The organism is Exiguobacterium sp. s127, from assembly GCF_018618695.1.
GTDB lineage: Bacteria > Bacillota > Bacilli > Exiguobacteriales > Exiguobacteriaceae > Exiguobacterium_A > Exiguobacterium_A oxidotolerans.
Map to the genome: position 1 here is coordinate 16,150 of NZ_JACSMO010000017.1, position 23,333 is coordinate 39,482.

Sequence of the window (23,333 nt, forward strand, 5' to 3'; positions counted from 1 at the left end):
GTAGACCCTACTCTGAATCGCTTATTTTAAATCACGCCTCGTGTCGTGCCAATTCTTCCAGCAATCGTGCCTCATCCCAAATCTCAATTCCGAGTGATTCAGCCTTCGTCAACTTCGACCCCGCCTTTTCACCTGCGACTAAGATATCGGTTTTCTTACTAACACTCCCGGTCACGTCCGCACCGAGTATCTCAAGACGCTTTCCAGCTTCCGAACGTTTTAACGATTCCAGTGTCCCGGTCAAAACAATCGTTTTCCCGGAGAACGGTGCATTCGATTGATCGATCCGTTGACCAAGAAACTGTTGGTTCAGTCCAAGCGCTGCTAAATCCTGAATTAGTGCCTGTGCTTCCGGATGCTCGAAGTACTGCGTAATCGAGTCAGCAATTTTACTGCCGACTCCGTCGATCGCCACAATTTCATCGTAACTTGCTTGCGCGATTCCGGTTAACGTATCAAAACGTTCTGCGAGCAGATACGCTGCTTTTTGACCGACGAGACGGATCCCTAGACCAAAGACGAGGCGTTCGAGTGAATTTTGTTTCGACGCCTCGATTGCCGCCAGTAACTTATCGACTGACGTTTCTCCCATCCGTTCATAGGTCAAGAGTTCGTCACGATCGAGACGATACAAATCAGCAAGCGTCCGAATTGCTTGATGTTCATACAGTTGACGGACAACTTTTTCACCAAGCCCATCGATGTTCATCGCTTGGCGCGAGACGAAGTGGATGATGCCTTCCGTCAACTGGGCGGGACATTCCGGACTGACGCAGCGCACGTCGACTTCACCTTCGAGGCGGACGAGCTCCGACTGACAGGCAGGACATTGTTTCGGGAATTCAATCGGTTGTTCCGCCCCCGTTCGTTCTGAAACGACGACACTGACGACAGCCGGAATAACGTCCCCCGCTTTTTTAATGATGACTTGATCGTGCAGGCGGATATCTTTTTCCATGATGAAGTCCGCGTTGTGTAACGTCGCATAACTGACGGTCGAACCGGCAACGACGACGGGTGCGAACCTTGCGCGTGGTGTCACTTTCCCGGTCCGTCCGACACTAAAGTCAACTTCTTCGACGGTCGTCATCACTTCTTCAGCAGCAAATTTATAGGCGGTCGCAAACCGTGGACTCTTCGCAGTAAATCCGAGTTCTTCCTGATCGTCATAACGGTCGACCTTGAGCACGATGCCATCGATTTCATACGGCAATGTCGCACGCTCTGCCGTCCAGTACGTGATGAACGCTAAAATATCTTCTACCGTCTGACATGTTTTCATTTCTTTGTTCGTCGGTAAACCGAGCTGTGCCAGTTGTTCCATCGCTTCACTATGAGAGCGCGCCGTCAGCGTATTGACACCGACACCGTAGACGAATAACGATAAATTGCGTGACGCCGTTATCGACGAGTCGAGTTGCCGTAAGCTACCGGCTGCGGCATTTCGTGGATTGGCGAATAATGCTTCTTCGCGTGCCGTCCGTTCCTCGTTTAAGCGCTCGAACGATTGTTTCGGCATGTAGGCTTCGCCGCGAACTTCAACCGTCTCCTGCTCACGCAGACGTAACGGTAACGCTTTAATCGTCCGTAAGTTTTGGGTAATGTTCTCCCCGACCGTTCCGTCACCCCGTGTCGCCCCACGAACGAGTAGTCCGTCTTCATACTTTAAAGAAATCGCGAGTCCGTCGAACTTCAGCTCCGCGACATATGTCGTTGCACGACCGAGCGACCGTTCAATCCGCTCGACCCATTCCCGGATCTCCGTTTCATCGAAGACGTTGCCAAGTGAGAGCATCGGTAAGTCATGCGTCACCTTTTCGAATGCTTCGAGTGGCGCTGCTCCGACACGTTGGGTCGGAGAATCCGCCGTAATCAGTTCCGGATGGGCCGTTTCCAGTTCAGTCAGTTCCCGTAGCAATTGATCGTACGTGCTATCCGGTACGGTCGGCTGATCTTTTACGTAATATTCATAGCTGTACTGATTTAGTTTTTGGCGCAATGCTTCGATGCGTGCTTGGTCTTCCATTTTGACGCCTCCACTCATACCTTTTTAATTGGTGCGAATTTTGCAAGCAGCCGTTTAATCCCGACTGCCGGGAACGCGATATCAATCTCAAGACTATCGCCAGACCCACGTGTTTGGACGACCGTACCTTGCCCCCACTTACCATGCTCTGCCTTGTCCCCGACATTCCAGCCAAGTGACTCGGCGCCGGATGTTTTCATCGCTGTCGGTTTCGTGACCGAACGACCGATAACAGCTTTCCCTTGCGGAACCGGACGATCTTCCCATGGGAGTGGTTTGGGTTTTTTACCAGTCCGTTCGATAACTTCTTCCGGTAACTCGGCTAAGAAACGCGATTCTTGGTTCGCATTTGTCCGTCCGTATAACGAGCGCATCCGCGCATGCGAGAGATAAAGTCGTTTTTCTGCTCGCGTGATGCCGACGTAGGCCAGGCGGCGTTCTTCTTCCATCTCGTCTTCATCTTGCAGCGAACGGCTGTGCGGGAACAAACCTTCTTCCATTCCAATCAGGAAGACGACCGGGAACTCAAGCCCTTTCGCCGAGTGCAACGTCATCAACGTGACTTGCTCACCTGGATCCGTTTCATCAAGCGAATCAACATCGGCGACGAGTGTCAAGTCGGTCAAGAAGGCGATGATCGTCCGGTCTTCCGGATCTTCTCCTTCTGTCTCCTTCTCGAAATTTTGCGCGACAGTGATAAACTCGTTGATGTTCTCAAGACGACTTTGTGCTTCAAGCGTCTTGTCTTCCTTTAAGACTTGACGATAGCCTGATTTTTCAAGAACTTCCTCGACGAGCTCCGAGATGCTGATAAATTCCTGCATCTGGCGTAACCCCATGATCATCGTCCGGAAATCCGTCAATTTAGCTGCCGTCTTTGGTGCGATATTCGACAATTCGATATCACGGATGGCATCCATCAAGGACACACCCTGAAGATCAGCGAAGTCACGTAATTTATCAATCGTTGTCGCCCCGATTCCACGTTTCGGTTCATTGACGATTCGGGCAAAGGATAAATCCTCGTTCGGGTTCGAAATCAGGCGGAGATAGGCAAGAACGTCTTTGATTTCTTTTCGATCGTAGAACTTTGTTCCGCCAATCATTTTGTACGGTACGTTTGACTTCAGTAACGTTTCCTCGATTGCACGCGATTGAGCGTTCGTCCGGTACAAAATTGCGATGTCGTTAAGCTTCATCCCGTAACGTAGCGAATTGCGAATTTCTTGGACGATGTAAAAGGCCTCTTCCCGCTCGTTTTCCGCCGTATGGATAATCAATTTTTCCCCTTCGAGATTTTCCGTCCAAAGCTTTTTATCTTTTCGTGTACTGTTGTTTTTGATGACATGGTTTGCCGCATCAAGAATTCGTTTGGACGAACGATAGTTTTGTTCGAGCAAGATGACGCGGGCTGTCGGATAATCCTCTTCAAACGACAAGATGTTCGCGATATCCGCACCACGCCAGCGATAAATCGACTGATCGGAGTCACCGACGACACAGAGGTTTTGATGTGCGGCTGCTAATAAGTTAACGAGATCGTATTGGGCTTTGTTCGTATCTTGATACTCATCGACATGGATGTAACGGAATTTTTTTTGATAAAAGGCGAGTACGTCCGGTGCTTGTTTGAATAACTCTGTTGTCTTGCCAATCAAGTCATCGAAATCGAGCGCATTATTGCGGCGTAAGACGGATTCGTATCCTTTATAAATTTCAGCGACTGTTTTTTCATATGGATTTGTCACGATTGACGCATAGAACTCAGCACTCCGTAATTCATTTTTTTGACTTGAAATAATAGAGAGCATCGACCGTGGATCCCATTTCTTCGGATCAAGGTTCTGTTCTTTCAAGACCAATTTAAGTGCCGACTGCTGATCGCTTGAATCAAGGATTGTAAAGTTCCGGTCGTAACCAAGCTTATCGATATCACGACGTAACATCCGGACACACATCGAGTGGAAGGTCGAGACCCAGATGTCGTTTGCGACCCCGCCGACTAAACGACCGATTCGGTCACGCATTTCCCGTGCGGCTTTATTCGTAAAGGTAATCGCTAAGATGTTCCATGGTGCGACTTGTTTTTCCGCCATCAAATAGGCGACACGGTGCGTCAAAACACGTGTCTTCCCCGAACCGGCTCCTGCCATGATCAGCAAGGGACCGTCCGTATGTTTGACCGCTTTCGCCTGCTCCGGATTCAATCCGCTCACGAGCTGTTCACTTAAATTAAACATGTAATAGCCTCATTTCTTTTTTCCGAACTTTTGTTCTTATATTTTATCGTGTTGCTTCTACTGTCGCAAGTGCTGCTTTTAAATCCTCATAAATGATATTTCCGACGACAATCGTATCAGCATACCGGAACATTTCCCGAGCCCGCTCGACGGAATCGATTCCGCCCCCATAAAACAGCCGCGCCTGCCGGACGACGTCCTTGACGGCTGCGACGACTTCCGGATTGCCATAGACGCCGCTGTACTCAAGATAGACGATCGGCAGACGGAACACACTGTCCGCGAGTTGAGCGTAGGCGACGACTTCTTCGTCCTGTAATACTTTTGCTTTTGTGACGTGCGCGACCTTCGCCTCCGGATTCAAGACGATGTAGCCTTCCCCGACCAGGTCGGCATGGGCCAGCATATGCCCGACTTCCTGTAAGGCTTCGACCTGTTTTTCGACCAGATATTCTAGCGTACCGCTATTTAAGACGCTCGGAGTCAAATACGTATCAAACCCCATCGTCGCCGCTTCGAGCTCAGAAATTTCAAGTGCGACCGCGACCGGATATCTTCGCAGACGCATCAGTAAGTCGAGCGTCGCATCCAGCGTAATATCATCGGTTCCGCCGACGATGATTGCATCTGTTCCAGAGGTTGCGATTGCTGCGAGGGTCGTCTCCTCGATTTCTTTTGCTGGATCTAATTTAAAGACATGCCGCCATTCATCATACGGTAGTAACACGTTCGTCCCATCCTTCCTATCTTGTTCATCTCTAATTAGTATAAAACAAAAACCCATCTCGCGCAGGGCGAGATAGGTCAAGTAGTCGCGCGTCGTTTCGTTAAGAGTGCTGCGAGTCCGAGCGCTAAAAATCCGTAAAGGACGGCGAATGCCCATGGCTCAGCGAGAAAAAAACCGAGCACCGGGACGTCGAGTAACGATGATTCAGGCGAGCAGAGTGCCCGTCCATTGACGATTGCCAGAAATGGCAAGGCCGGAACAGCAAAGATGTAACCAAAATTAATCCAAAATGTACGATTCATGCAATCGTCTCCTTAACCGATAATGACGGATTCCTTCGGATAATTGTATTTTCGTTTTGGCTGATTCGCTTTTAAGAGTAAGACAAACGAGATGACACCGATTCGTCCGATGAACATTAAAATCGATAATGTCCATTTTCCGACATTCGATAACTCACTCGTGATCCCGAGCGATAACCCGGTCGTTCCGAATGCGGAACATGCTTCAAAGAACAGCACAAGGAATGGTGCATCCTCGAACATGAGCAAGACAATCAATCCGATGATCGTCACTCCCGTCGAAACGACAATGACGACGAACGATTTCCAAATGTCCGATTGGTCAATTTCACGTCCGAAAATCTTGATTCCATATTCTCCACGGATGAAGGCGACAACACTAAGTAATGCAACAGCAAACGTCGTTGTCCTGATCCCCCCACCGACGGATGATGGAGAAGCACCGATGAACATTAAAATGGATAAGACGAAGACGGAAGCTTGTGAAAATGTCGTAATATCAACCGTCGTCAATCCACCATTTCGTGTCGTAACCGACTGGAACAGCGCATCGACAATTTTTTCATCAATCGGTAATCCTTTAAAGGACTGGTTCCATTCAAACAGCAACAGACTGCCTGTCCCGAACAGGACGAGGATGAAGAACGTCGAGGCTGTCAGTTTCGTAAATAACGAAAAGTGATACGGTTGTCGTGTCGATTGACGTGTTGCCCGGTAGGCAAAGTATCGTCGCACTTCAACAAGTACAGGGAAACCAATCGCACCGAGTGTCAATAAGACGATTTGCATAAAGACGACAAATAAGTCTCCTCGAAACGGAAGAAGCGACTCTCCTGTGATATCGAACCCTGCGTTCGTCGTCGCACTGACTGAACCGAAGACACCTTGCAACATTGCTTCACCGATCGTCGGAAAGTATTTCGTATAATAAAGGCCTAAAATAAGTGCACCGATCAATTCAATGGAAAGAATGATTAAGATGACTTCACGGATATATTTGACGACCCCTTGCATCGTCGTCTGGTTTTGATCACGAACGACGAGTTGCCGTTCTCGAAAACCGATTCGCTTCCCCAAGATGACCCACATTGCGATATGGAGCGACATCAAGCCAATTCCACTTACCTGCACCAAAATCATGATCATAAAATATCCGAACGTCGTAAACGTATCGGAGACGGAAACGGTCGTCAATCCGGTCACACTGACACAGCTAACCGCCATGAACACCAAGTCTGTAAAATCCCAGTCATAGTCTCCACGGGTCGACCACGGTAGTCCTAATAAAATGATTGCGATGATGACAGCAACGAAATAGATGATGACGAGCGACTGGATCGGCGTCAGTTTTCGAATGAAATGCTGAATCTTTTGTTGAAACGCTAAATCCATCCAGGTTCGTCCTCCTTCATCAAAGCAGCGGATAACCGATTAGTTATCCGCTACTGTTTCTTCTTTCAAACCTAAACGTGCTAACGCTAAATCGTAACCACCAGAGCCATAGTTCAAACAACGTTTCACACGTGAAATCGTCGCCGTCGACGCCCCGGTCGCCTTCTCGATTTTATGATACGTGTTTCCTTCACGTAGTTGACGTGCCACTTCGAGACGTTGCGCAAGCGCTTGAATCTCGTTGACCGTCGCTAAATCTTCAAATAAAGTGTAGCAATCTTCTAATGAATCCATCTTCATGATGGCCGTAAATAATTGGTCGAGTTCTTTCCCTCGTAATTTATCGAGTTGCATCTTGTAACTTCCTTTCCCATTCAATCACTCTTTAATAGTTTAAAGCGCGACGTTTTAAATTTCAAGCATCAGCGTAAAATCGCTGGGAAAAGAACTTTTTTCCGAAGGACTTCATAGATGCCTTGCGGCGTGATGCGGACATACGGCAAGTGCGTCGATGCAAGGAATAATAACGTATAAATCGGATCTTCGAATTGGTACCCCCGTGCGAACAACGCTTCACGCAATGCTGTTTCCTGAACGATTAAGTCTTCGAGCGGTAAATCAGAAGTCTGTCCCATCAACGTCAACGGAATCTCGGCAATCACTTCCCCGTCTTCGACGAGAACAATTCCCCCACCGAATGCTTTCATCCGTTCAAACGCCACCTGCATATCTTGTTTCGATTTCCCGATCATTAAGATATCACCACTGATTGAATAGGAACTGACCATCCCCCCGACGTTCGTCGCAAAGTTTTTCAAAACCGTATTAAGGCGCCATTTCCCTTGCCGATCAAGCAACATTAAAAACGACTCATTGCAATCGGCAGGTAAGACAGGCACACTCGTATCATGTTCAACTTGATACAATTTCATGATGACCGAGTTGATCATCTCAAGACCAACCGGCATGCTGAATGAAAAATCTTGATCCGTCAATGAGACGCTGACTTCAGACTTCTGCATTAATTCCATCGCTTGATCGAGTGCTTCAACGGGGTAGCACGGAATATCGTCGCGCCGGACCCACGTCCCGCGTGCTAGGACATCGACGGGTGTCGGTTGATCGATCGCTTCTAAAATATTTAAGTGGGCAATCCGTCCCGGTGCGATACTTCCCAGGAGATGATCAAGATTAAAGTGACGTGCTGCATTGTACGAGGCAATCCGGTACGCTTCTTCTGCCGGAATTCCCGCAGCAAGCATCAAGCGGACCGTCTCGTCCATCAAACCAGACTTATAGAAGGACGGTGTCGAACCATCTGTCGTCACGAGAACCTTTTCATAATTTTGTAATCCGGCTTCGACAAGTCCTGCAAAAATGTCCGGTAAATCAGGACGAATCGATGAGTAACGAATCGTCGTCGTATATCCTAATTCAAGACGCGTCAATGCTTCCTCGACCGTCATCGCCTCATGGTCACTCGTTACGCCATAAAGTGCCATCTTTGTCAGGGTTTTCGCAGATGCTCCCGGGAAATGCCCTTCAATCGGTTTTCCGAGCTTCATCGCGTCCTGCATCCATTGAAGTAACTCATCATCGCCTTGTGAAAGACGGGGCCATCCTGTCAATTCTCCCGCCTGAATAACTTGGGGATGTTTGAGCCAGGCTTGAATCCGCTTGTTGTCAATCGAGATACTATCTGCATCAAGTTCCGTCTGTGCGTCGAGTCGTGCCCACCAATACATCGATGTCGGAATATCCGCTAACGCTTCAACTTGTGCAAACGCTTGCTCGACGGGCTCTAACAAAAGGAGCATATTATCATTGACGAGTGTCGTCGTTCCACGCTCCGCAGCAAACTTCGCGAGCGTCGCCGGATTATATAATTGGAAGGGATGGGCATGCGGTTCAATGTATCCTGGTACGATGAATTTCCCTGTTGCATCGTAGACCTCGTCCGCCTGGTCCGGCATATCCGGTCCGACATAGATAATCCGGTCTCCGCTAACCCAGATATTCGCCGTGCGCCATGCTTTCAACCCATGATTTAAGTACGTCGCATTTTCAAGTACGAGTGTAGGTGCAAGCTGTCCGCTGATGACCGCTTGGTGACCACGTACTTCAGTTTTCGTCCAAGGGGACCTTCCACAATTCTTTTTCACGAAAGCTCGACCTCCTTTTATTTTCTGAAAACGCTTTCTTATACTTCTTATACTAAAATGTTATCAAAAAAGTTTCAAGGTAATTTCATGTATATCCGACCTATTTCGACAAAATAACACAAAACTGTCAAGGAAGACAATCAACTTTCGCTTGTTCCTTCGATTGAACGTCTGCTCTTCTCACATTTTTTCCGGTGTTGGACTGTATCGAACCTGATGCTTATCATGTCAGCCGCTCCTCTCCTTCTCGAATCGTCTTCTAGCGGCAATCCTTCGCGCCGCTTCGCTACGCTGCAGGGTCGCTCTTGATTGCTTTTCGCTAAGAAGCGATTCAAGTCGGAAGTCGCGTCCTGACAAAAGTTTCGCTTCTCGTGACTCCTGCGGGGAATAGCGCGGTTCGCGCTGTCAGAGGCAGGCGAGACCCTGCTACTTGTTCGTAGAATCAAGGAGCAACGGCTCGCGCCTCGCCCGAGGAAAGCACGAGAAGGAAGAATCTTTTTGTCAAAACCAACCTCTCAAAAAACGACATCCCGACACAGCTTTCGCTTCTCGTGACTCTTACAAGGAAAAGCACAAGAAGGAAAAACTTTTTGTCAAAACCCTTCTTTCAAAAAAAAGCCAAGCGAAATCGCTTGGCTTTTACATAACAGTTATATTCAAATTCATGTTGTCCGAAACGCCTTTTTCGCAATATCCGTCCGGTAAAAGAAACCGGTTTGATCAAACGAAGCTAACCCTTGATAAATATCAGCGACTGCTGCTTCCATCGTCGCGGCTTGACTGACACAGACGAGGACACGCCCGCCTGCTGAAACGAGTGTATCGTCCTTTTCTGTCGTCCCGGCATGAAAGACTAAGACTTTCGAATCGATTGATGTAAGATCAATCGGTTGTCCTGTCTGCGGTCGTTCCGGATATCCGTCTGCCGCGATGACGACACCGACCGTCGCAGCATCAGACCACAGGACTTCAGGTTCCTCACCTGCTGCGAGCGGGATGATGACATCGAGCAAGGGGGTTTCGAGACGCGGTAAGATGACTTCTGTTTCCGGATCCCCGAACCGCGCATTAAACTCGATGACGGACGGTCCGCGGTTCGTCAACATCAGACCCGCGTATAAGAATCCTGTAAAGGGAATCCCTTCGCTTGCCATCTGCTCGACGAGGGGACGCAAGATCCGTGTCATCGCTTCATCCGTGACGGCTTGTTCATCGAATTGAGGCAACGGGCTGTAAGCTCCCATTCCACCGGTATTCGGTCCGGCATCACCATCGAAGGCGCGCTTGTGATCTTGCGACAAGACCATCGGGATGACGGTCTCTTCATGGACGAATGCCATCAAGGAACACTCTTCTCCGACGAGACATTCTTCGATGACGACACTACTTTGGTCACCGAAGTCACCGGCGAAGATGTCTTCAATTGCGCGAACTGCTTCATCGAGCGTCGTCGCCACCGTGACGCCTTTACCTGCTGCGAGACCATCTGCTTTGATGACGATCGGTGCCCCTTGACGGGAGACATACGCTTTCGCTTCTTCTGCCGATGTAAAGACAGCGAATGCTGCCGTCGGAATCCCTGCCCGTTCCATCAATCCTTTGGCGAACTGTTTACTTCCTTCAAGTGCCGCCGCTTCACGCGAAGGACCAAAAATCTTAAGATCCGCTGCTTCGAAGGCATTGACGACACCGAGGACAAGTGGGCCCTCTGGTCCGACAATCGTCCAATCAATCTGTTCGTCTTTAGCAAATTGGACAAGCTCACTGATGGCATCTTCCCGAATCGGGACACATGTGGCTTCCGTCATCCCGACATTTCCCGGCGCGGCATAAATCGTTTTGACTCGTTCATCTTGTGCTAGCTTCCAGACGAGCGCGTGTTCACGCCCGCCTTTTCCGATTACTAATACCTTCATGCAAGTCGCCTCCACTCAGTGTTTGAAATGACGGACATTCGTAAAGATCATCGTGACGCCGTGTTCGTTACACGCATCAATCGACTCTTGGTCACGAATCGACCCACCCGGTTGGATGATTGCCGTAATCCCGGCTGCCGCCGCGGCTTCGACCGTATCGCGCATCGGGAAGAAGGCGTCAGATGCGAGAGATGCACCAATCGCCTTGTCACCGGCTTGCGCGATGGCGATGCTCGCCGACCCGACACGGTTCATCTGCCCTGCCCCGACACCGACCGTCACTTCATCTTTCGCTAAAACAATCGCGTTCGACTTGACGTGTTTGACAGCACGCCATGCGAGCTTCAAGTCTTCCCATTCGGCTGCTGTCGGTTTACGGTCCGTGACGACACGTGCTGCTGCATCATCTAACGTCTCATCGTCGCTATCTTGGACAAGCATACCGCCAGCGACGGCTGTATAGCGAATCGCTTGGACACGTTTGACATCCAGTTCAAGCAAACGCAGGTTTTTCTTCGCTGCCAACAGCTCGAACGCTTCTGTCGTAAACGATGGGGCGATGATGATTTCAAGGAAGATGCCACTGAGCTGCTCCGCTGTCGCGAGATCGACTTCACGGTTCAGAGCGACGATGCCGCCAAAGATCGAGACCGGATCTGCTGCATGCGCCCGGCGGAAGGCTTCGTCGATTGTCGGACCGACAGCGACGCCACACGGGTTCATGTGTTTGACGACGACGGCTGCTGCTTCGCGGAACTCATCAAGGATTTCAAGTGCGGCATTGGCATCTTGAATATTGTTGTATGACAATTCTTTTCCGTGCAGTTGGTTCGCTGATGCAAGAGACGCCCCACGATAAATCGGTGTTTTATAAAACGCCGCTTCCTGATGCGGATTTTCTCCATAGCGTAAGTCTTGTACCTTCTCGAGCGTAATCGTTAATTGCTCCGGGAATTTTTCTCCCGTTTGTGTCAAGAAGTAGTCCGCAATCAAGGCGTCGTAGGCTGCCGTATGACGGAAGGCTTTCGCTGCTAATTTTTGGCGTGTTTCAAACGTCGTTCCACCGAGGTTGATTTCTTTGATGATTTCGCTGTAGTCTGCTGGATCAACGACAACCGTCACGGCTGCATGGTTTTTCGCAGCAGAGCGAATCATGCTCGGTCCACCGATATCGATGTTTTCAATTGCGTCTGCGTAAGGAACGTCCTCTTTCATAACCGTTTCCTTAAATGGATACAAATTGACGACAACGAAATCGATTGGTTTGATGTGTTGCTCTGCCATTTGTTCGCGGTGCGTCTCTAAATCACGACGTCCAAGTAAACCTCCATGGACCATTGGATGTAACGTTTTCACACGACCGTCAAGCATCTCCGGGAATTGTGTGACTTCACTGATACCGATGACCGGAAGTCCTGCTGCCTCAAGTGCTTGATGGGTCCCGCCTGTCGATACAAGTTCAATCCCTGCTTCGTGAAAGGCTTGTCCCAGTTCTACGACTCCTGTTTTATCCGATACACTAATTAACGCTCTCATACGTTTGCCCCCTCTTTAATCCACTCTTCGATGACTTGCGGATACAATCTGTGCTCTACTTGCTGAATCGCTTTCTGTAGCGTTTCCCGCGTCATATCCTCAGTGATACGGACCGCTTCCTGTGCCATGATTGGTCCCGTATCCATTCCTTCATCGACTATATGAATTGTAACACCTGTGATTTTAACTCCGCCACGAAATGCTTGCCCGATGGCATCTTTTCCTGGAAATGCCGGAAGCAGCGACGGATGGATGTTGACGATTCGTCCGGCATACCGTGCGAGAAGGACATCACCGACGAGACGCATATATCCGGCTAGGATAATCCGTTCCACGTCTCGCCGCTCTAGTTCCGCAACGATTTCGCGTTCAAAAGACGGTTTATCCGGGTAGTCCTTGGCTGTAAAAACAAACACATCACAGCCACGTCTTCGTGCCCGCTCGATGACGAGCGCCTCTTTTTGATCGCAGACGACGAGTTCAATCGTCGCCTGTAAACGTCCTGCCTCAATCGCTTCAAATAACGCTTCAACATTACTCCCGCTTCCGGAAGCAAAACAGGCAAGCCTCATTGGTCGACTCCTTTGATGCGAATCCCGTCTTGATCTGTCACCGTCCCGATCGTATAGGCCGTTTCATTTTCGCGCGCCAGGCGTGCCGTCACTTCGGCCACGTGTTCCGGCTTGACGATCATCATGTAGCCGATCCCCATGTTGAAAACGTTATACATCTCGTCACGCGGAATGTTTCCGGCTTGTTCAAGCCAATCGAAGACCGGTAACGTCGGCCATTTTTTCGGATCAAACGTCGCCCCGCAACCTTCCGGGAGGACACGTGGTACGTTTTCATAGAAACCGCCACCCGTGATATGGACCATCGCTTGAATCTTCTCTGTTTCGAGCGCTGCTTTGACCGCTTCGACATAAATCCGTGTCGGCATCAACAAGGCATTGCCGATCGTGTTACCGAGCATCATCAATTCATCTTCATACTGAAGACCACTTTCTTCGACGATTTTCCGAACGAGTGAAAATCCGTTCGAGTGAACACCTGACGACGCGAGCCCTAAAATGACATCACCGGGTGTAACGCCTTCACCAGTAATCAATTTCTGTTTTTCGACGGCACCGACGGCAAAGCCGGCAATATCATACTCACCGTCTGCATACATCCCTGGCATCTCTGCCGTTTCGCCACCGATTAACGTACAGCCCGACTGGACACAGCCTTCGGCGACACCGGCGACAATCCGTTCGATTTTCGACGGAATGGCTTTACCGAGTGCGATGTAGTCAAGGAAATAGAGCGGTTCTGCGCCTTGAACGATGATGTCGTTGACACACATCGCGACACAATCAATCCCAATCGTATCGTGTTGGTCGAGGGCGAAGGCAAGTTTTAACTTCGTTCCGACGCCATCTGTCCCGCTGACGAGGACCGGTTCTTTTAGATTCAATTGACTGAGGTCGAACATTGCACCGAAACTTCCGAGTCCCGTCATGACTTCCTTCCGCATCGAACGGGCGACGTGTTTTTTCATCCGGGATACGGATTCGTACCCTGCGGTCAGGCTAACACCTGCTGCTTCGTATTGTTTACTCATGCTTTGTTCCCCCATCTATTCAAAGTTTGGCTTCTAGTTCAATTGCACCGATCGGTGTTGGATATTCGCCTGTGAAACAAGCCGTACATTGTCCTTTCAGTGGACCATCGAACGGACGGTCAATCGCATTGACCATTCCGTTGACTGTCAGAAACTCCAGTGAGTCAGCACCGATTTCTTGGCAAATCTCACTGGGTGTCAGGCGGGCGGAAATCAGTTCGTCTTTTGACGACGTATCGATGCCGTAATAACACGGATTCGTGATGGGCGGCGCCGTGATGCGGACATGAACTTCCGTTGCCCCGGCTTCGCGTAACAGTCCAACGATGCGGCGGCTTGTCGTCCCACGCACGATGGAATCATCAACCATGATGACCCGTTTGCCGTTGACGACACCCCGTAGTGCCGACAGTTTCATTTTAACGCCGCGTTCCCGTAATTCTTGCGACGGCTGAATGAACGTCCGTCCGACGTAACGGTTTTTAATCAATCCCATCTCGTAGGGAATCCCGCTCGCTTCCGCATAACCAATCGCAGCGGAGATACTTGAATCCGGAACACCTGTGACGACATCTGCCTCGACCGGTGCTTCTTCGAACATTTTTTTCCCGAGCGCTTTTCGTGCCGTGTGGACATTGACCCCATCAATCATCGAATCGGGACGGGAAAAGTAGATGTATTCCATCGAACACATCGCCCGCTCATGCGGTTCCATATACTGCCGTGAGGACATGCCGGACGTCGTGATCGTCACGAGCTCTCCCGGCTCGATGTCACGAATGAACTCGGCCCCGACGATATCAAAAGCACACGTTTCCGATGAAAAGACGATGCCGCCATCTGGTGTTTTCCCGAGTGATAACGGGCGCAGACCATGTGGATCGACGGCGACGTACAACGTATCTTCCGTTAAAAAAAGAAAGGCGAATGCACCGACAAGCCGCGCCAGACTATCGGCAATCCGGTCTTCGAGTGTCGGTAGTTTACTCCGTTTGACGAGGTGGGCGACGACTTCCGTATCGCTTGTTGTCTGGAAAATCGCCCCTTCCGCCTCAAGTAAATGTTTTAACGAATCGGCATTGACGAGATTCCCGTTATGGGCAAGTGCCAAGTCACCCGTCCGTGATTTGAAGTGAAGCGGTTGTGTGTTCTCGAGCGTGTTGCCACCAGCTGTCGAGTAACGGACGTGTCCGATCGCATGCTGTCCGGCTAACGAATCGAGTGTCTCTTGTGAAAAAACTTCCGTCACAAGTCCTTGTCCCCGGTGTGGAAGAAGCAGGTTGCCGTCGCTCGCGACGATTCCTGCGCCCTCCTGCCCCCGGTGTTGCAGACTGTGGAGACCATAATAAGCAAGTTGTGCCGCTTCCGGTTGTCCGAAAATCCCGAATACCCCACACTCTTCATTTAATCCTTTGATGTCATATAACACGCGATCGCCCCTTCCCAGTCGGCTTGCAGTGTTGAACGTGTTGCTTCGATGAGTGTGTCCGTTGTCTTGATTTGAATCGAATCCTCTGCTGTGACGTGACCTAGTTTTTCAGCACCTGTCTGTTCGACGAAGGCTGCCTCGTGCTCCGGCTTCACCGATACGACGAACCGGGATTGTGATTCACTGAAGAGATGTAACGCCGGTCCTTCAAATGTCACGTCGAGACCGAGCGTCGTTCCGAATGTCATTTCTGCCAAGGCGACGGCGAGTCCACCTTCCGCGACATCATGGATGGCTGTGACGAGCCCTGCCTGAACGGCTGTTTGTAAGGCACGTAAACGGGTTTGTTCGACGTTCAAATCGATGCGTGGTGCTTTCCCGAATGATTTTTCGAATTGCATGTATTGGAGTTCACTGCCACCGAACTCCGGTAACGTCTCACCGAGCACGTAGATTGCGTCGCCTGCTTGCTTGACGTGTTGTGTCGTGATCCAGTCGGTCTGGTCATGTAACCCGACCATTCCGACGACCGGCGTCGGGTGGACGGCTTTGCCGGCTGATTCATTGTAGAGCGAAACGTTTCCGCCGATGACCGGTGTCTCGAGCACGCGGCAGGCTTCAGCCATCCCGGCCGTCGCTTGTTCGAGTTGCCAGAAGCCTTCCGGTTTATCCGGATTCCCGAAATTGAGGCAATCGGTGATCGCAAGTGGTGTTGCACCACTTGCAACAATATTGCGGGCGGCTTCAGCGACGGCGATCTGACCACCGACGAACGGATCGAGGTAAACGAAACGACTGTTACAGTCTGTCGTCATCGCGAGTGCTTTGTTCGTGCCACGGACACGGATGACGGCTGCATCGGAACCCGGTGCAACGACGGTTGACGTTTGAACCATATGATCATACTGGTCGTAGACCCAACGTTTTGACGCGATCGTCGGTTGTTTGAGCAGGGCACGCCATGTTTCGACGACATCCTCGACGACCGGCAACGTCTCTTCCATTGCTTGGAACTCTTCATAATAAGCCGGAACGCGCGATGGCTTTTGATAGACCGGTGCTTCTTCCGCAAGGGCATCGACCGGTACTTCAGCGACAATCGTTCCGTGCTGGACAAGGCGAAGGACTTTTTCTTCGATGACTTCGCCGACATGAACGGCATGTAAGCCCCATTTGCTGACGATGGCTTCGATTTCCGCTTCCCGTCCGCGCTCGACGACGAGCAACATCCGCTCCTGCGACTCCGATAACATCATTTCATAAGCGGTCATGCAGGTTTCACGTTGCGGCACATCATCAAGGTGCATTTCAATTCCCATGCCGGCTTTCGATGCCATTTCGGCTGACGACGAGGTCAGTCCGGCAGCGCCCATATCCTGCATCCCGACGAGTGCCGGATGGCCGACGATTTCGAGACAGGCTTCAATCAATAACTTCTCCATGAAGGGGTCACCGACTTGGACGGCCGGACGTTTTGCTTCCGTATCCTCACCGAGATCCTCTGAAGCGAAGGTCGCACCGTGGATGCCGTCACGCCCTGTTGCCGCACCGACGTACATGACCGAGTTCCCGGCACCTTTCGCAAGACCTTTTTGAATATCTTCATGATTGATCAGTCCGATACACATCGCATTGACGAGTGGGTTTCCTTCATACGAACGGTCGAAACCGACTTCTCCGCCAATCGTCGGAATCCCGACGCAGTTGCCGTATCCGGCAATCCCGGCGACGACTTGTTCAAACAACTGATTGACGCGTGGTGTCCCGAGATGCCCGAAACGAAGCGAGTTCATCAACGCGACAGGACGGGCTCCCATTGAAAAGATATCGCGGATGATCCCACCGACACCCGTTGCTGCCCCTTGGTAGGGTTCGACGGCTGACGGATGATTATGACTTTCAATCTTAAAGACGACCGCTTGATTATCACCGATATCGACGACACCTGCGCCTTCACCTGGTCCTTGCAAGACACGGGGACCGGTCGTCGGAAACTGGCGTAAGACCGGTTTTGATGTTTTGTACGAACAGTGTTCTGACCACATGACGGAGAAGAGTCCTGTTTCCGTGTAGTTCGGTTGACGACCGAGTAAGTCGACGACCATCTGGTACTCCGCGTCGCTAAGTCCCATCGTCGCATAAATCCGTTGCTCCTGAATTTGCTCAATCGTTGGTTCAGACTGTTGTTTTAACATGGTGGGCCCCCTGTTTGACGAGTGAAGTGAATAACTTAAGTCCATCTGTTCCGCCTGTCAGCATTTCGACAGCACGCTCCGGGTGTGGCATCATCCCGAGCACATTCCCTGCTTTATTCGTAATCCCTGCAATATCGCCGCGCGATCCGTTCGGATTGTCGACGTATGTGAAGGCAATCTGTTGATTCGTCTGCAACATCGCGTACGTGGCGTCGTCACAGTAGTAGTTTCCTTCCCCGTGGGCGATTGGAATCGAAATCGTTTCGCCCGGTGCATAATCTGACGTGAAACGTGTCTCGTGATTTTCGACCTTCAGTTCGACCGTCCGACACATGAACTTCAGTCCGGTATTGCGGTGCAAGACACCCGGGAGAAGACCCGCTTCGACAAGGATTTGGAAGCCGTTACAGACACCAAGAACGGTTTTCCCTTCTGCTGCAAATCGTTTCACTTCCTCCATGATTGGTGAAAACTGGGCGATTGCGCCGCAGCGGAGATAGTCCCCGTATGAGAAACCGCCCGGAAGCAGGACACCATCGTATCCTTCAAGTGACGTTTCGGTATGGAAGACATAGTCCGCTTCCTCACCGAGCGCATCCTTGACGGCATGGTACATATCTAAATCACAGTTCGATCCTGGAAAGACGATGACCGCAAACTTCATGCCGTCGTCACCTCTTCTACTTCAAAACGATAGTCTTCCATCACCGTGTTGACGAGGAGCTTTTGGCACATGTCATGAATCATCGTGTCCGTCGTTTCATCCGAGACGAGCAGTTCGATTCGTTTTCCGATCCGGACTTCTTCGACACCCGTAAAACCGAGTTGCGCAAGACCACCTTTGACAGCGACTCCTTGTGGATCTAAAATGCTTTCCCGTAATGCGATCGATACGATGACTTTTTTCATTGTGTGTTTCCCCCTAGGCGATTGAATAGTGTTTGGTACGTGTCGATGAGTGATCCGATGTTGCGACGGAAGACATCTTTATCGAGGTGCTCCCCCGTTTCTTTATCCCACAGACGGCATGTATCCGGTGAAATTTCGTCAGCCAGCAGAATCTCGCCTGTCGGTGTTTTGCCGTATTCGAGTTTGAAATCGACGAGCGTGATCCCCTTTTCGTCAAAGTACGGACGTAAGACGGCATTGACGCGGTTCGCTTCTTGTTCAAGTAAATCGAGCTCTTCCGTAGTCGCAATCTTCAGTAAATTAATGTGTGCACGGGTGACGAGCGGATCGCCTAAGCTATCATCTTTATAGTAAAACTCAACGATTGGTGTTTCGAGCACTGTTCCTTCTTCGATCCCAAGCCGTTTGCTGAGGCTTCCGGCGACGACATTGCGGACGACGACTTCGAGTGGAATGATGGTGACACGGCGTACGAGCTGTTCGCGCTCGGAAATGCGTTCAATGAAATGGGTCGGAATGTCGGCCGCTTCAAGTACTTCAAAGAAGTGACTCGTCAAGCGGTTGTTCAGTTCACCTTTACCTGCGAACTCTGCTTTTTTCTCTCCATTAAATGCTGTCGCTTCGTCCTTGTAGACGATGCGGAGCACGTCCTGCTCCTGCGTCGTGTATAATCGTTTGGCCTTACCTTCATAAAGTGGTTGCATTGCTTTCGTCCCCCAGGATCCTAAGATGTAGACGGGGACAATGCCCCGTCTCAGGTTGATTAGTTCAAGCCACACCGTTCAAAAATTTCATCGACCCGGCTCGTATGATACGTTGGATCAAAACAAGCATCGAGTTCTGCTTCTGTAAAGAGTTGTTGAATCTCTTGTTCCTGCCATAACAAGTCACGGAACATGATTTGTTCTTCCCATGCTTGCATCGCCCGTGGTTGGACGAAGTCGTACGCGGCTTCACGCGACCAGCCTTTTTCAATCAAAGCGAGTAAGACGTGTCCGGAGAAGATGACACCATACGTCCGGTCCATGTTGCGTTTCATGTTTTCCGGGAAGACCGTCAAGTTTTTGACGATGTTGCCGAACCGGTTCAACATGTAGTTGAGTAAACCGGTTGCGTCCGGCAGAATGATCCGTTCCGCAGATGAATGGGAAATGTCCCGTTCGTGCCAAAGCGAGACGTTTTCGTAAGCCGTCACCATGTGTCCACGAATGACCCGGGCAAGCCCTGTCATGTTTTCTGAACCGATCGGGTTACGTTTATGTGGCATCGCGGATGATCCTTTTTGACCTTTCGCGAAGAATTCTTCGACTTCTCGTGTTTCGGTTTTTTGAAGACCACGAATTTCCGTCGCCATCTTCTCAATCGATGTTGCGATTAACGCGATCGTCGACATGTAATGGGCATGACGATCACGCTGCAGGGTTTGCGTCGAGACCGGCGCCGGTTTCGTTCCAAGCTTCTCACAGACATATTTTTCGATGAACGGGTCGATGTTCGCAAACGTTCCGACCGCACCTGACATTTTTCCGTATTCGACGGTCTCACGTGCAGCGTCGAAGCGGACTTTGTTCCGTTTCATCTCTTCGTACCAGAGGGCAAGCTTCAGACCGAATGTCGTCGGTTCGGCATGGACACCGTGTGTCCGTCCCATCATGACCGTGTATTTATGTTCGTTCGCTTTGACTTTCAAAATCTCGATGAAGCGGTCAAGATCCGCTGCGAGAATATCGTTTGCTTGCTTCAAGAGATACGAGAGTGCCGTATCGACGACATCCGTTGACGTCAGTCCGTAATGGACCCATTTACGTTCTTCACCAAGCGTCTCCGATACAGCGCGTGTAAAGGCGATGACGTCATGGCGTGTCTCTTGTTCGATTTCATTGATGCGGTTCACATCAAACGAGGCATTGTCCCAAAGGAGTTTCACATCTTCTTTTGGAATGACACCAAGCTCGCTCCACGCTTCACAAGCTAAGATTTCGACTTTCAACCAAGCCTCAAATTTATTCTGTTCTGTCCAAATCGCTTTCATCTCAGGTCGTGTATACCGTTCGATCATCTAACCGTCTCCTTCCAGATTTGCAGGCGCTCGACTTCGGCTAATGCTTCTTCGACTGAATCCGCTAAGATGTTCAAGTGCCCCATCTTCCGTCCTGTCTTCGCTTCCTGCTTTCCATATAAGTGAACTTTCGTCCGTGCCGATAATGTATGTTGTTCCTCGGATAATGCTGTGACATGTTGACCTAGGATGTTCGCCATGACGACCGGTGTCGTCAGACGGGTATCACCGAGCGGGAGCCCACAGATGGCACGGATGTGCTGTTCAAACTGTGACGTCTCACACGCATCGATGGAATAATGCCCCGAGTTATGTGGGCGTGGCGCCAGTTCATTGACGATGATTTCTGAACCGACAACAAAGAGTTCGATCGCGAGCGTCCCAATCAAGCCGACTGCTTCGGCAATGTTCGTTGCCAAATCAATTGCCTGTTGTGACAGCTCATTTGAAATGCGGGCCGGAACGATCGACAGATGAAGTATGTTATCCCGGTGAATGTTTTCGCTGACTGGAAAGACACGCGTTTCCCGTTCGCTCCGTGTGACAATGACGGAGATTTCTTGATCGAACGGTAACCATTTTTCAGCGACGTATTCGGTCGGTTCGAACGTTTCAATGGCACCTGCTAAATCAGCTGTTGTCCGAATGACCGTCTGCCCTTTTCCGTCATAACCGAAGCGAGCCGTCTTCAGGACGAAGGGTAATCCTAACCGTTCGCCTGCTTCTTTCAAGTCTGCAACGGTATGGACAGCGTGATACGGTGCGACCTGATAACCATGTCGTTCAATCATCTCTTTTTCCCGGATCCGGTGTTGCGTCTGAAACAACAACTCTGTCCCGTGGACCAACTTATCACCGATTGTCATCGCGACTTCGTGCGAGATGTTCTCAAATTCGTATGTGACGACATCTGATTCTTGCGCTAGACGCTTTGCTGCTTCGACGTCCGTAAAGTCTGCGACAATTTGTTGATCCGTGATTTGCGCGCAAGGTGCATTTTCCGTCGGATCCAGTGTCAGGAGTTCGTATCCCATTTCGCGTGCCGATAATGCCATCATCCGTCCGAGCTGGCCGCCACCTAAGATTCCAATCTTCGTCATGTCAGATGCACCTCGGAAGCGATGACTTGTCCTTCTAGTTCAACGCGCATATGGTCGAGTGCTCTCGCAATCCGCTCGTCCACTGTTCCAAGAATTTGTGCTGCCAGTAATCCGGCGTTCTTTGCACCCGCCTCACCGATCGCAACCGTAGCGACAGGCACACCACCCGGCATCTGGACGATCGAGAGTAAGGAATCGATGCCTTGAAGAGCTTTGCTTTTAATCGGAACCCCGATGACGGGGAGTGTTGTTTTGGCTGCCACCATTCCTGGCAAGTGGGCTGCCCCACCCGCTCCTGCAACAATGACCTTCAGTCCTCGTTCGCGCGCTGTTTCTGCGTAACGGAACATTAAGTCCGGTGTTCGGTGGGCCGAGACCACTTTCTTTTCGTACCGAATGTTCAGCTGATCGAGTACATCACATGTCGCTTTCATTGTTGACCAGTCAGACTGGCTTCCCATAATAACGCCAATTTCCACATTACTCATCTTCGTCTCCTCCTTTTTGCATAAAAAAAGCCCAAACCACGACTAAAAGGGTGGCTTAGGGTATAAAAAGGTACGCCAAAGAACGATCGACGAACATCCATATACCCCATAGTCCAACGATTTAGGGTCGTCGGGTAGAAACTTGCAAGCCATATCCCTGCTATTATACGAGGTGTTATATTCAATCTTCCTATCACGCCTTCATCTTAACAAGACAAGGAAGCATCCGTCAACCAAAGGCGAACAATTTAATTATCTGAAAATTTATTGTTCGTCTTTATACACAATTAGCTCATTCATTTTTTAATTGCATTCGGAATTTTTAATATTCGTTGTACAAAAAAAGGCAAAGTATCACGGTTACGTGAACTTCACCTTAGCCTGTAGTCAAAAAATGTAGTTTGCTGAACTGGGATGATTGACGTTGCACGGCCTGACTCAGACGTTGCTCTAACCTCTATTTGAGGAACGGACGGTTCATTTTTGTAAGCAAAAACGCCGATGACCCCGTTTTTCATACGGATTCATCGGCGTCTTCTATACCTGTTCTTCTCGGTCGTGACGTCCTGATACATATCCTGAGCTACGCACCTCTGTCAGAGACAAATAATCCGGAGGCGAGCGTCTAAAGGAATCAGTCAGATTCTGTTTTCGCTTTACAGTCAAAAATGATCTGTTGGCGAATCGGATACGGTTCTTCATTCGCATCTAATCCAAAAATCGGTTCTTCACGTCGAACAGTCGGACGATAACCCATGGCATCAATCCGATCGAGGCAGTCGCTGATTGTTTCATTCTCTTCAACAGCCACTCGAAGTTTTTGTTTTTTTGCCATGTGTGTCACGTTCCTTCCTTATTATATAAGTCATGCATCTTTGAAAAAACATCAAGATACAAAAAAAGTCCATAAAAAAGCGGCGGCCCTTGAGCGTATGCTCCAGAACCACCGTTTGCCTGGCAACGTCCTATCCTCACAGGGGGAAGCCCCCAACTACTTTCGGCGTTCAAGTGCTTAACTTCCGTGTTCGGCATGGGAACGGGTGTGACCACTTGGCTATCGTCACCAGACGACGGGCTCGCGCCCTCAAAACTGAAGTCATCAACAATCATCTGCTAGAACAAGGCCTCGACCGATTAGTATCACTCAGCTCCGCATGTCGCCATGCTTCCACCCGTGACCTATCTACCTCATCGTCTCTGAGGGGTCTTTCTTGATTACTCAAAGGGAAATCTCATCTTGGAGGGGGCT

At 50.1% G+C, this 23,333-nt stretch carries 20 protein-coding genes, 2 rRNA genes and 1 riboswitch; all 22 genes read right to left on the reverse strand.

What is annotated here, in order from left to right:
- Positions 1–31: 31 nt before the first annotated feature.
- Positions 32–2,026: an NAD-dependent DNA ligase LigA gene (gene ligA / locus KNP98_RS15160; RefSeq protein WP_088836286.1), complete on the reverse strand. Its 1,995-nt coding sequence runs from the start codon at positions 2,024–2,026 to the stop codon at positions 32–34.
- 14 nt (positions 2,027–2,040) lie between these two features.
- Complete coding sequence (gene pcrA, locus KNP98_RS15165) at positions 2,041–4,266, reverse strand: DNA helicase PcrA (RefSeq protein ID WP_088836285.1); 2,226 nt, start codon at positions 4,264–4,266, stop codon at positions 2,041–2,043.
- A gap of 43 nt (positions 4,267–4,309) precedes the next feature.
- Complete coding sequence (pcrB, locus tag KNP98_RS15170; RefSeq protein ID WP_353048337.1) at positions 4,310–4,993, reverse strand: heptaprenylglyceryl phosphate synthase; 684 nt, start codon at positions 4,991–4,993, stop codon at positions 4,310–4,312.
- Between the two features lie 77 nt (positions 4,994–5,070).
- Positions 5,071–5,295, reverse strand: coding sequence for a hypothetical protein (locus KNP98_RS15175; RefSeq protein WP_214770103.1), 225 nt, complete (start codon positions 5,293–5,295; stop codon positions 5,071–5,073).
- 12 nt (positions 5,296–5,307) lie between these two features.
- Positions 5,308–6,687, reverse strand: coding sequence for a TrkH family potassium uptake protein (locus tag KNP98_RS15180; protein ID WP_088836282.1), 1,380 nt, complete (start codon positions 6,685–6,687; stop codon positions 5,308–5,310).
- 39 nt (positions 6,688–6,726) lie between these two features.
- Entirely contained in the window at positions 6,727–7,041 is a 315-nt protein-coding gene (locus KNP98_RS15185) for a YerC/YecD family TrpR-related protein (RefSeq protein WP_029332595.1), read from the reverse strand.
- Positions 7,042–7,109: 68 nt separating this feature from the next.
- On the reverse strand, positions 7,110–8,849 hold the full coding sequence (locus KNP98_RS15190; protein WP_088836281.1) for an adenine deaminase C-terminal domain-containing protein: 1,740 nt from the start codon (positions 8,847–8,849) through the stop codon (positions 7,110–7,112).
- Positions 8,850–9,511: 662 nt separating this feature from the next.
- The gene (gene purD / locus KNP98_RS15195) at positions 9,512–10,765 is read right to left on the reverse strand and encodes a phosphoribosylamine--glycine ligase (RefSeq protein WP_214812195.1); all 1,254 of its coding nucleotides are present in this window, start codon (positions 10,763–10,765) and stop codon (positions 9,512–9,514) included.
- Between the two features lie 15 nt (positions 10,766–10,780).
- Positions 10,781–12,301 (reverse strand): bifunctional phosphoribosylaminoimidazolecarboxamide formyltransferase/IMP cyclohydrolase, encoded by a 1,521-nt coding sequence (gene purH / locus KNP98_RS15200; protein WP_088836279.1) that lies wholly within the window; start codon positions 12,299–12,301, stop codon positions 10,781–10,783.
- Positions 12,298–12,873, reverse strand: a complete 576-nt coding sequence (purN, locus tag KNP98_RS15205) for a phosphoribosylglycinamide formyltransferase (RefSeq protein ID WP_214766759.1) — start codon at positions 12,871–12,873, stop codon at positions 12,298–12,300. Before purN ends, purH begins: the two co-directional genes overlap by 4 nt.
- Complete coding sequence (gene purM / locus KNP98_RS15210) at positions 12,870–13,904, reverse strand: phosphoribosylformylglycinamidine cyclo-ligase (protein WP_088836275.1); 1,035 nt, start codon at positions 13,902–13,904, stop codon at positions 12,870–12,872. The genes purN and purM overlap by 4 nt, the downstream gene beginning before the upstream one ends.
- 19 nt (positions 13,905–13,923) lie before the next feature.
- Positions 13,924–15,333, reverse strand: a complete 1,410-nt coding sequence (purF, locus tag KNP98_RS15215) for an amidophosphoribosyltransferase (RefSeq protein WP_214808638.1) — start codon at positions 15,331–15,333, stop codon at positions 13,924–13,926.
- Positions 15,309–17,528, reverse strand: a complete 2,220-nt coding sequence (gene purL, locus KNP98_RS15220; protein ID WP_214812198.1) for a phosphoribosylformylglycinamidine synthase subunit PurL — start codon at positions 17,526–17,528, stop codon at positions 15,309–15,311. Before purL ends, purF begins: the two co-directional genes overlap by 25 nt.
- Complete coding sequence (gene purQ / locus KNP98_RS15225; protein ID WP_214770117.1) at positions 17,509–18,192, reverse strand: phosphoribosylformylglycinamidine synthase subunit PurQ; 684 nt, start codon at positions 18,190–18,192, stop codon at positions 17,509–17,511. Before purQ ends, purL begins: the two co-directional genes overlap by 20 nt.
- The gene (gene purS, locus KNP98_RS15230) at positions 18,189–18,437 is read right to left on the reverse strand and encodes a phosphoribosylformylglycinamidine synthase subunit PurS (protein ID WP_159172781.1); all 249 of its coding nucleotides are present in this window, start codon (positions 18,435–18,437) and stop codon (positions 18,189–18,191) included. Before purS ends, purQ begins: the two co-directional genes overlap by 4 nt.
- A complete protein-coding gene (gene purC, locus KNP98_RS15235; protein WP_029332585.1) occupies positions 18,434–19,141 on the reverse strand; it encodes a phosphoribosylaminoimidazolesuccinocarboxamide synthase in 708 nt (235 codons plus the stop codon). Before purC ends, purS begins: the two co-directional genes overlap by 4 nt.
- Before the next feature lie 59 nt (positions 19,142–19,200).
- The gene (purB, locus tag KNP98_RS15240) at positions 19,201–20,496 is read right to left on the reverse strand and encodes an adenylosuccinate lyase (protein ID WP_214812202.1); all 1,296 of its coding nucleotides are present in this window, start codon (positions 20,494–20,496) and stop codon (positions 19,201–19,203) included.
- The gene (purK, locus tag KNP98_RS15245) at positions 20,493–21,596 is read right to left on the reverse strand and encodes a 5-(carboxyamino)imidazole ribonucleotide synthase (protein WP_214812204.1); all 1,104 of its coding nucleotides are present in this window, start codon (positions 21,594–21,596) and stop codon (positions 20,493–20,495) included. Before purK ends, purB begins: the two co-directional genes overlap by 4 nt.
- Positions 21,593–22,084, reverse strand: coding sequence for a 5-(carboxyamino)imidazole ribonucleotide mutase (gene purE, locus KNP98_RS15250; protein WP_088836265.1), 492 nt, complete (start codon positions 22,082–22,084; stop codon positions 21,593–21,595). Before purE ends, purK begins: the two co-directional genes overlap by 4 nt.
- A gap of 89 nt (positions 22,085–22,173) precedes the next feature.
- Positions 22,174–22,275: riboswitch (purine riboswitch) on the reverse strand.
- Positions 22,276–22,718: 443 nt separating this feature from the next.
- Positions 22,719–22,919, reverse strand: coding sequence for an NETI motif-containing protein (locus KNP98_RS15255; protein WP_029332581.1), 201 nt, complete (start codon positions 22,917–22,919; stop codon positions 22,719–22,721).
- A gap of 117 nt (positions 22,920–23,036) precedes the next feature.
- A 5S ribosomal RNA gene (gene rrf / locus KNP98_RS15260) occupies positions 23,037–23,152 on the reverse strand.
- A 46-nt stretch (positions 23,153–23,198) separates the two neighbouring features.
- Positions 23,199–23,333 (reverse strand): 23S ribosomal RNA (locus KNP98_RS15265); the annotation flags it as partial.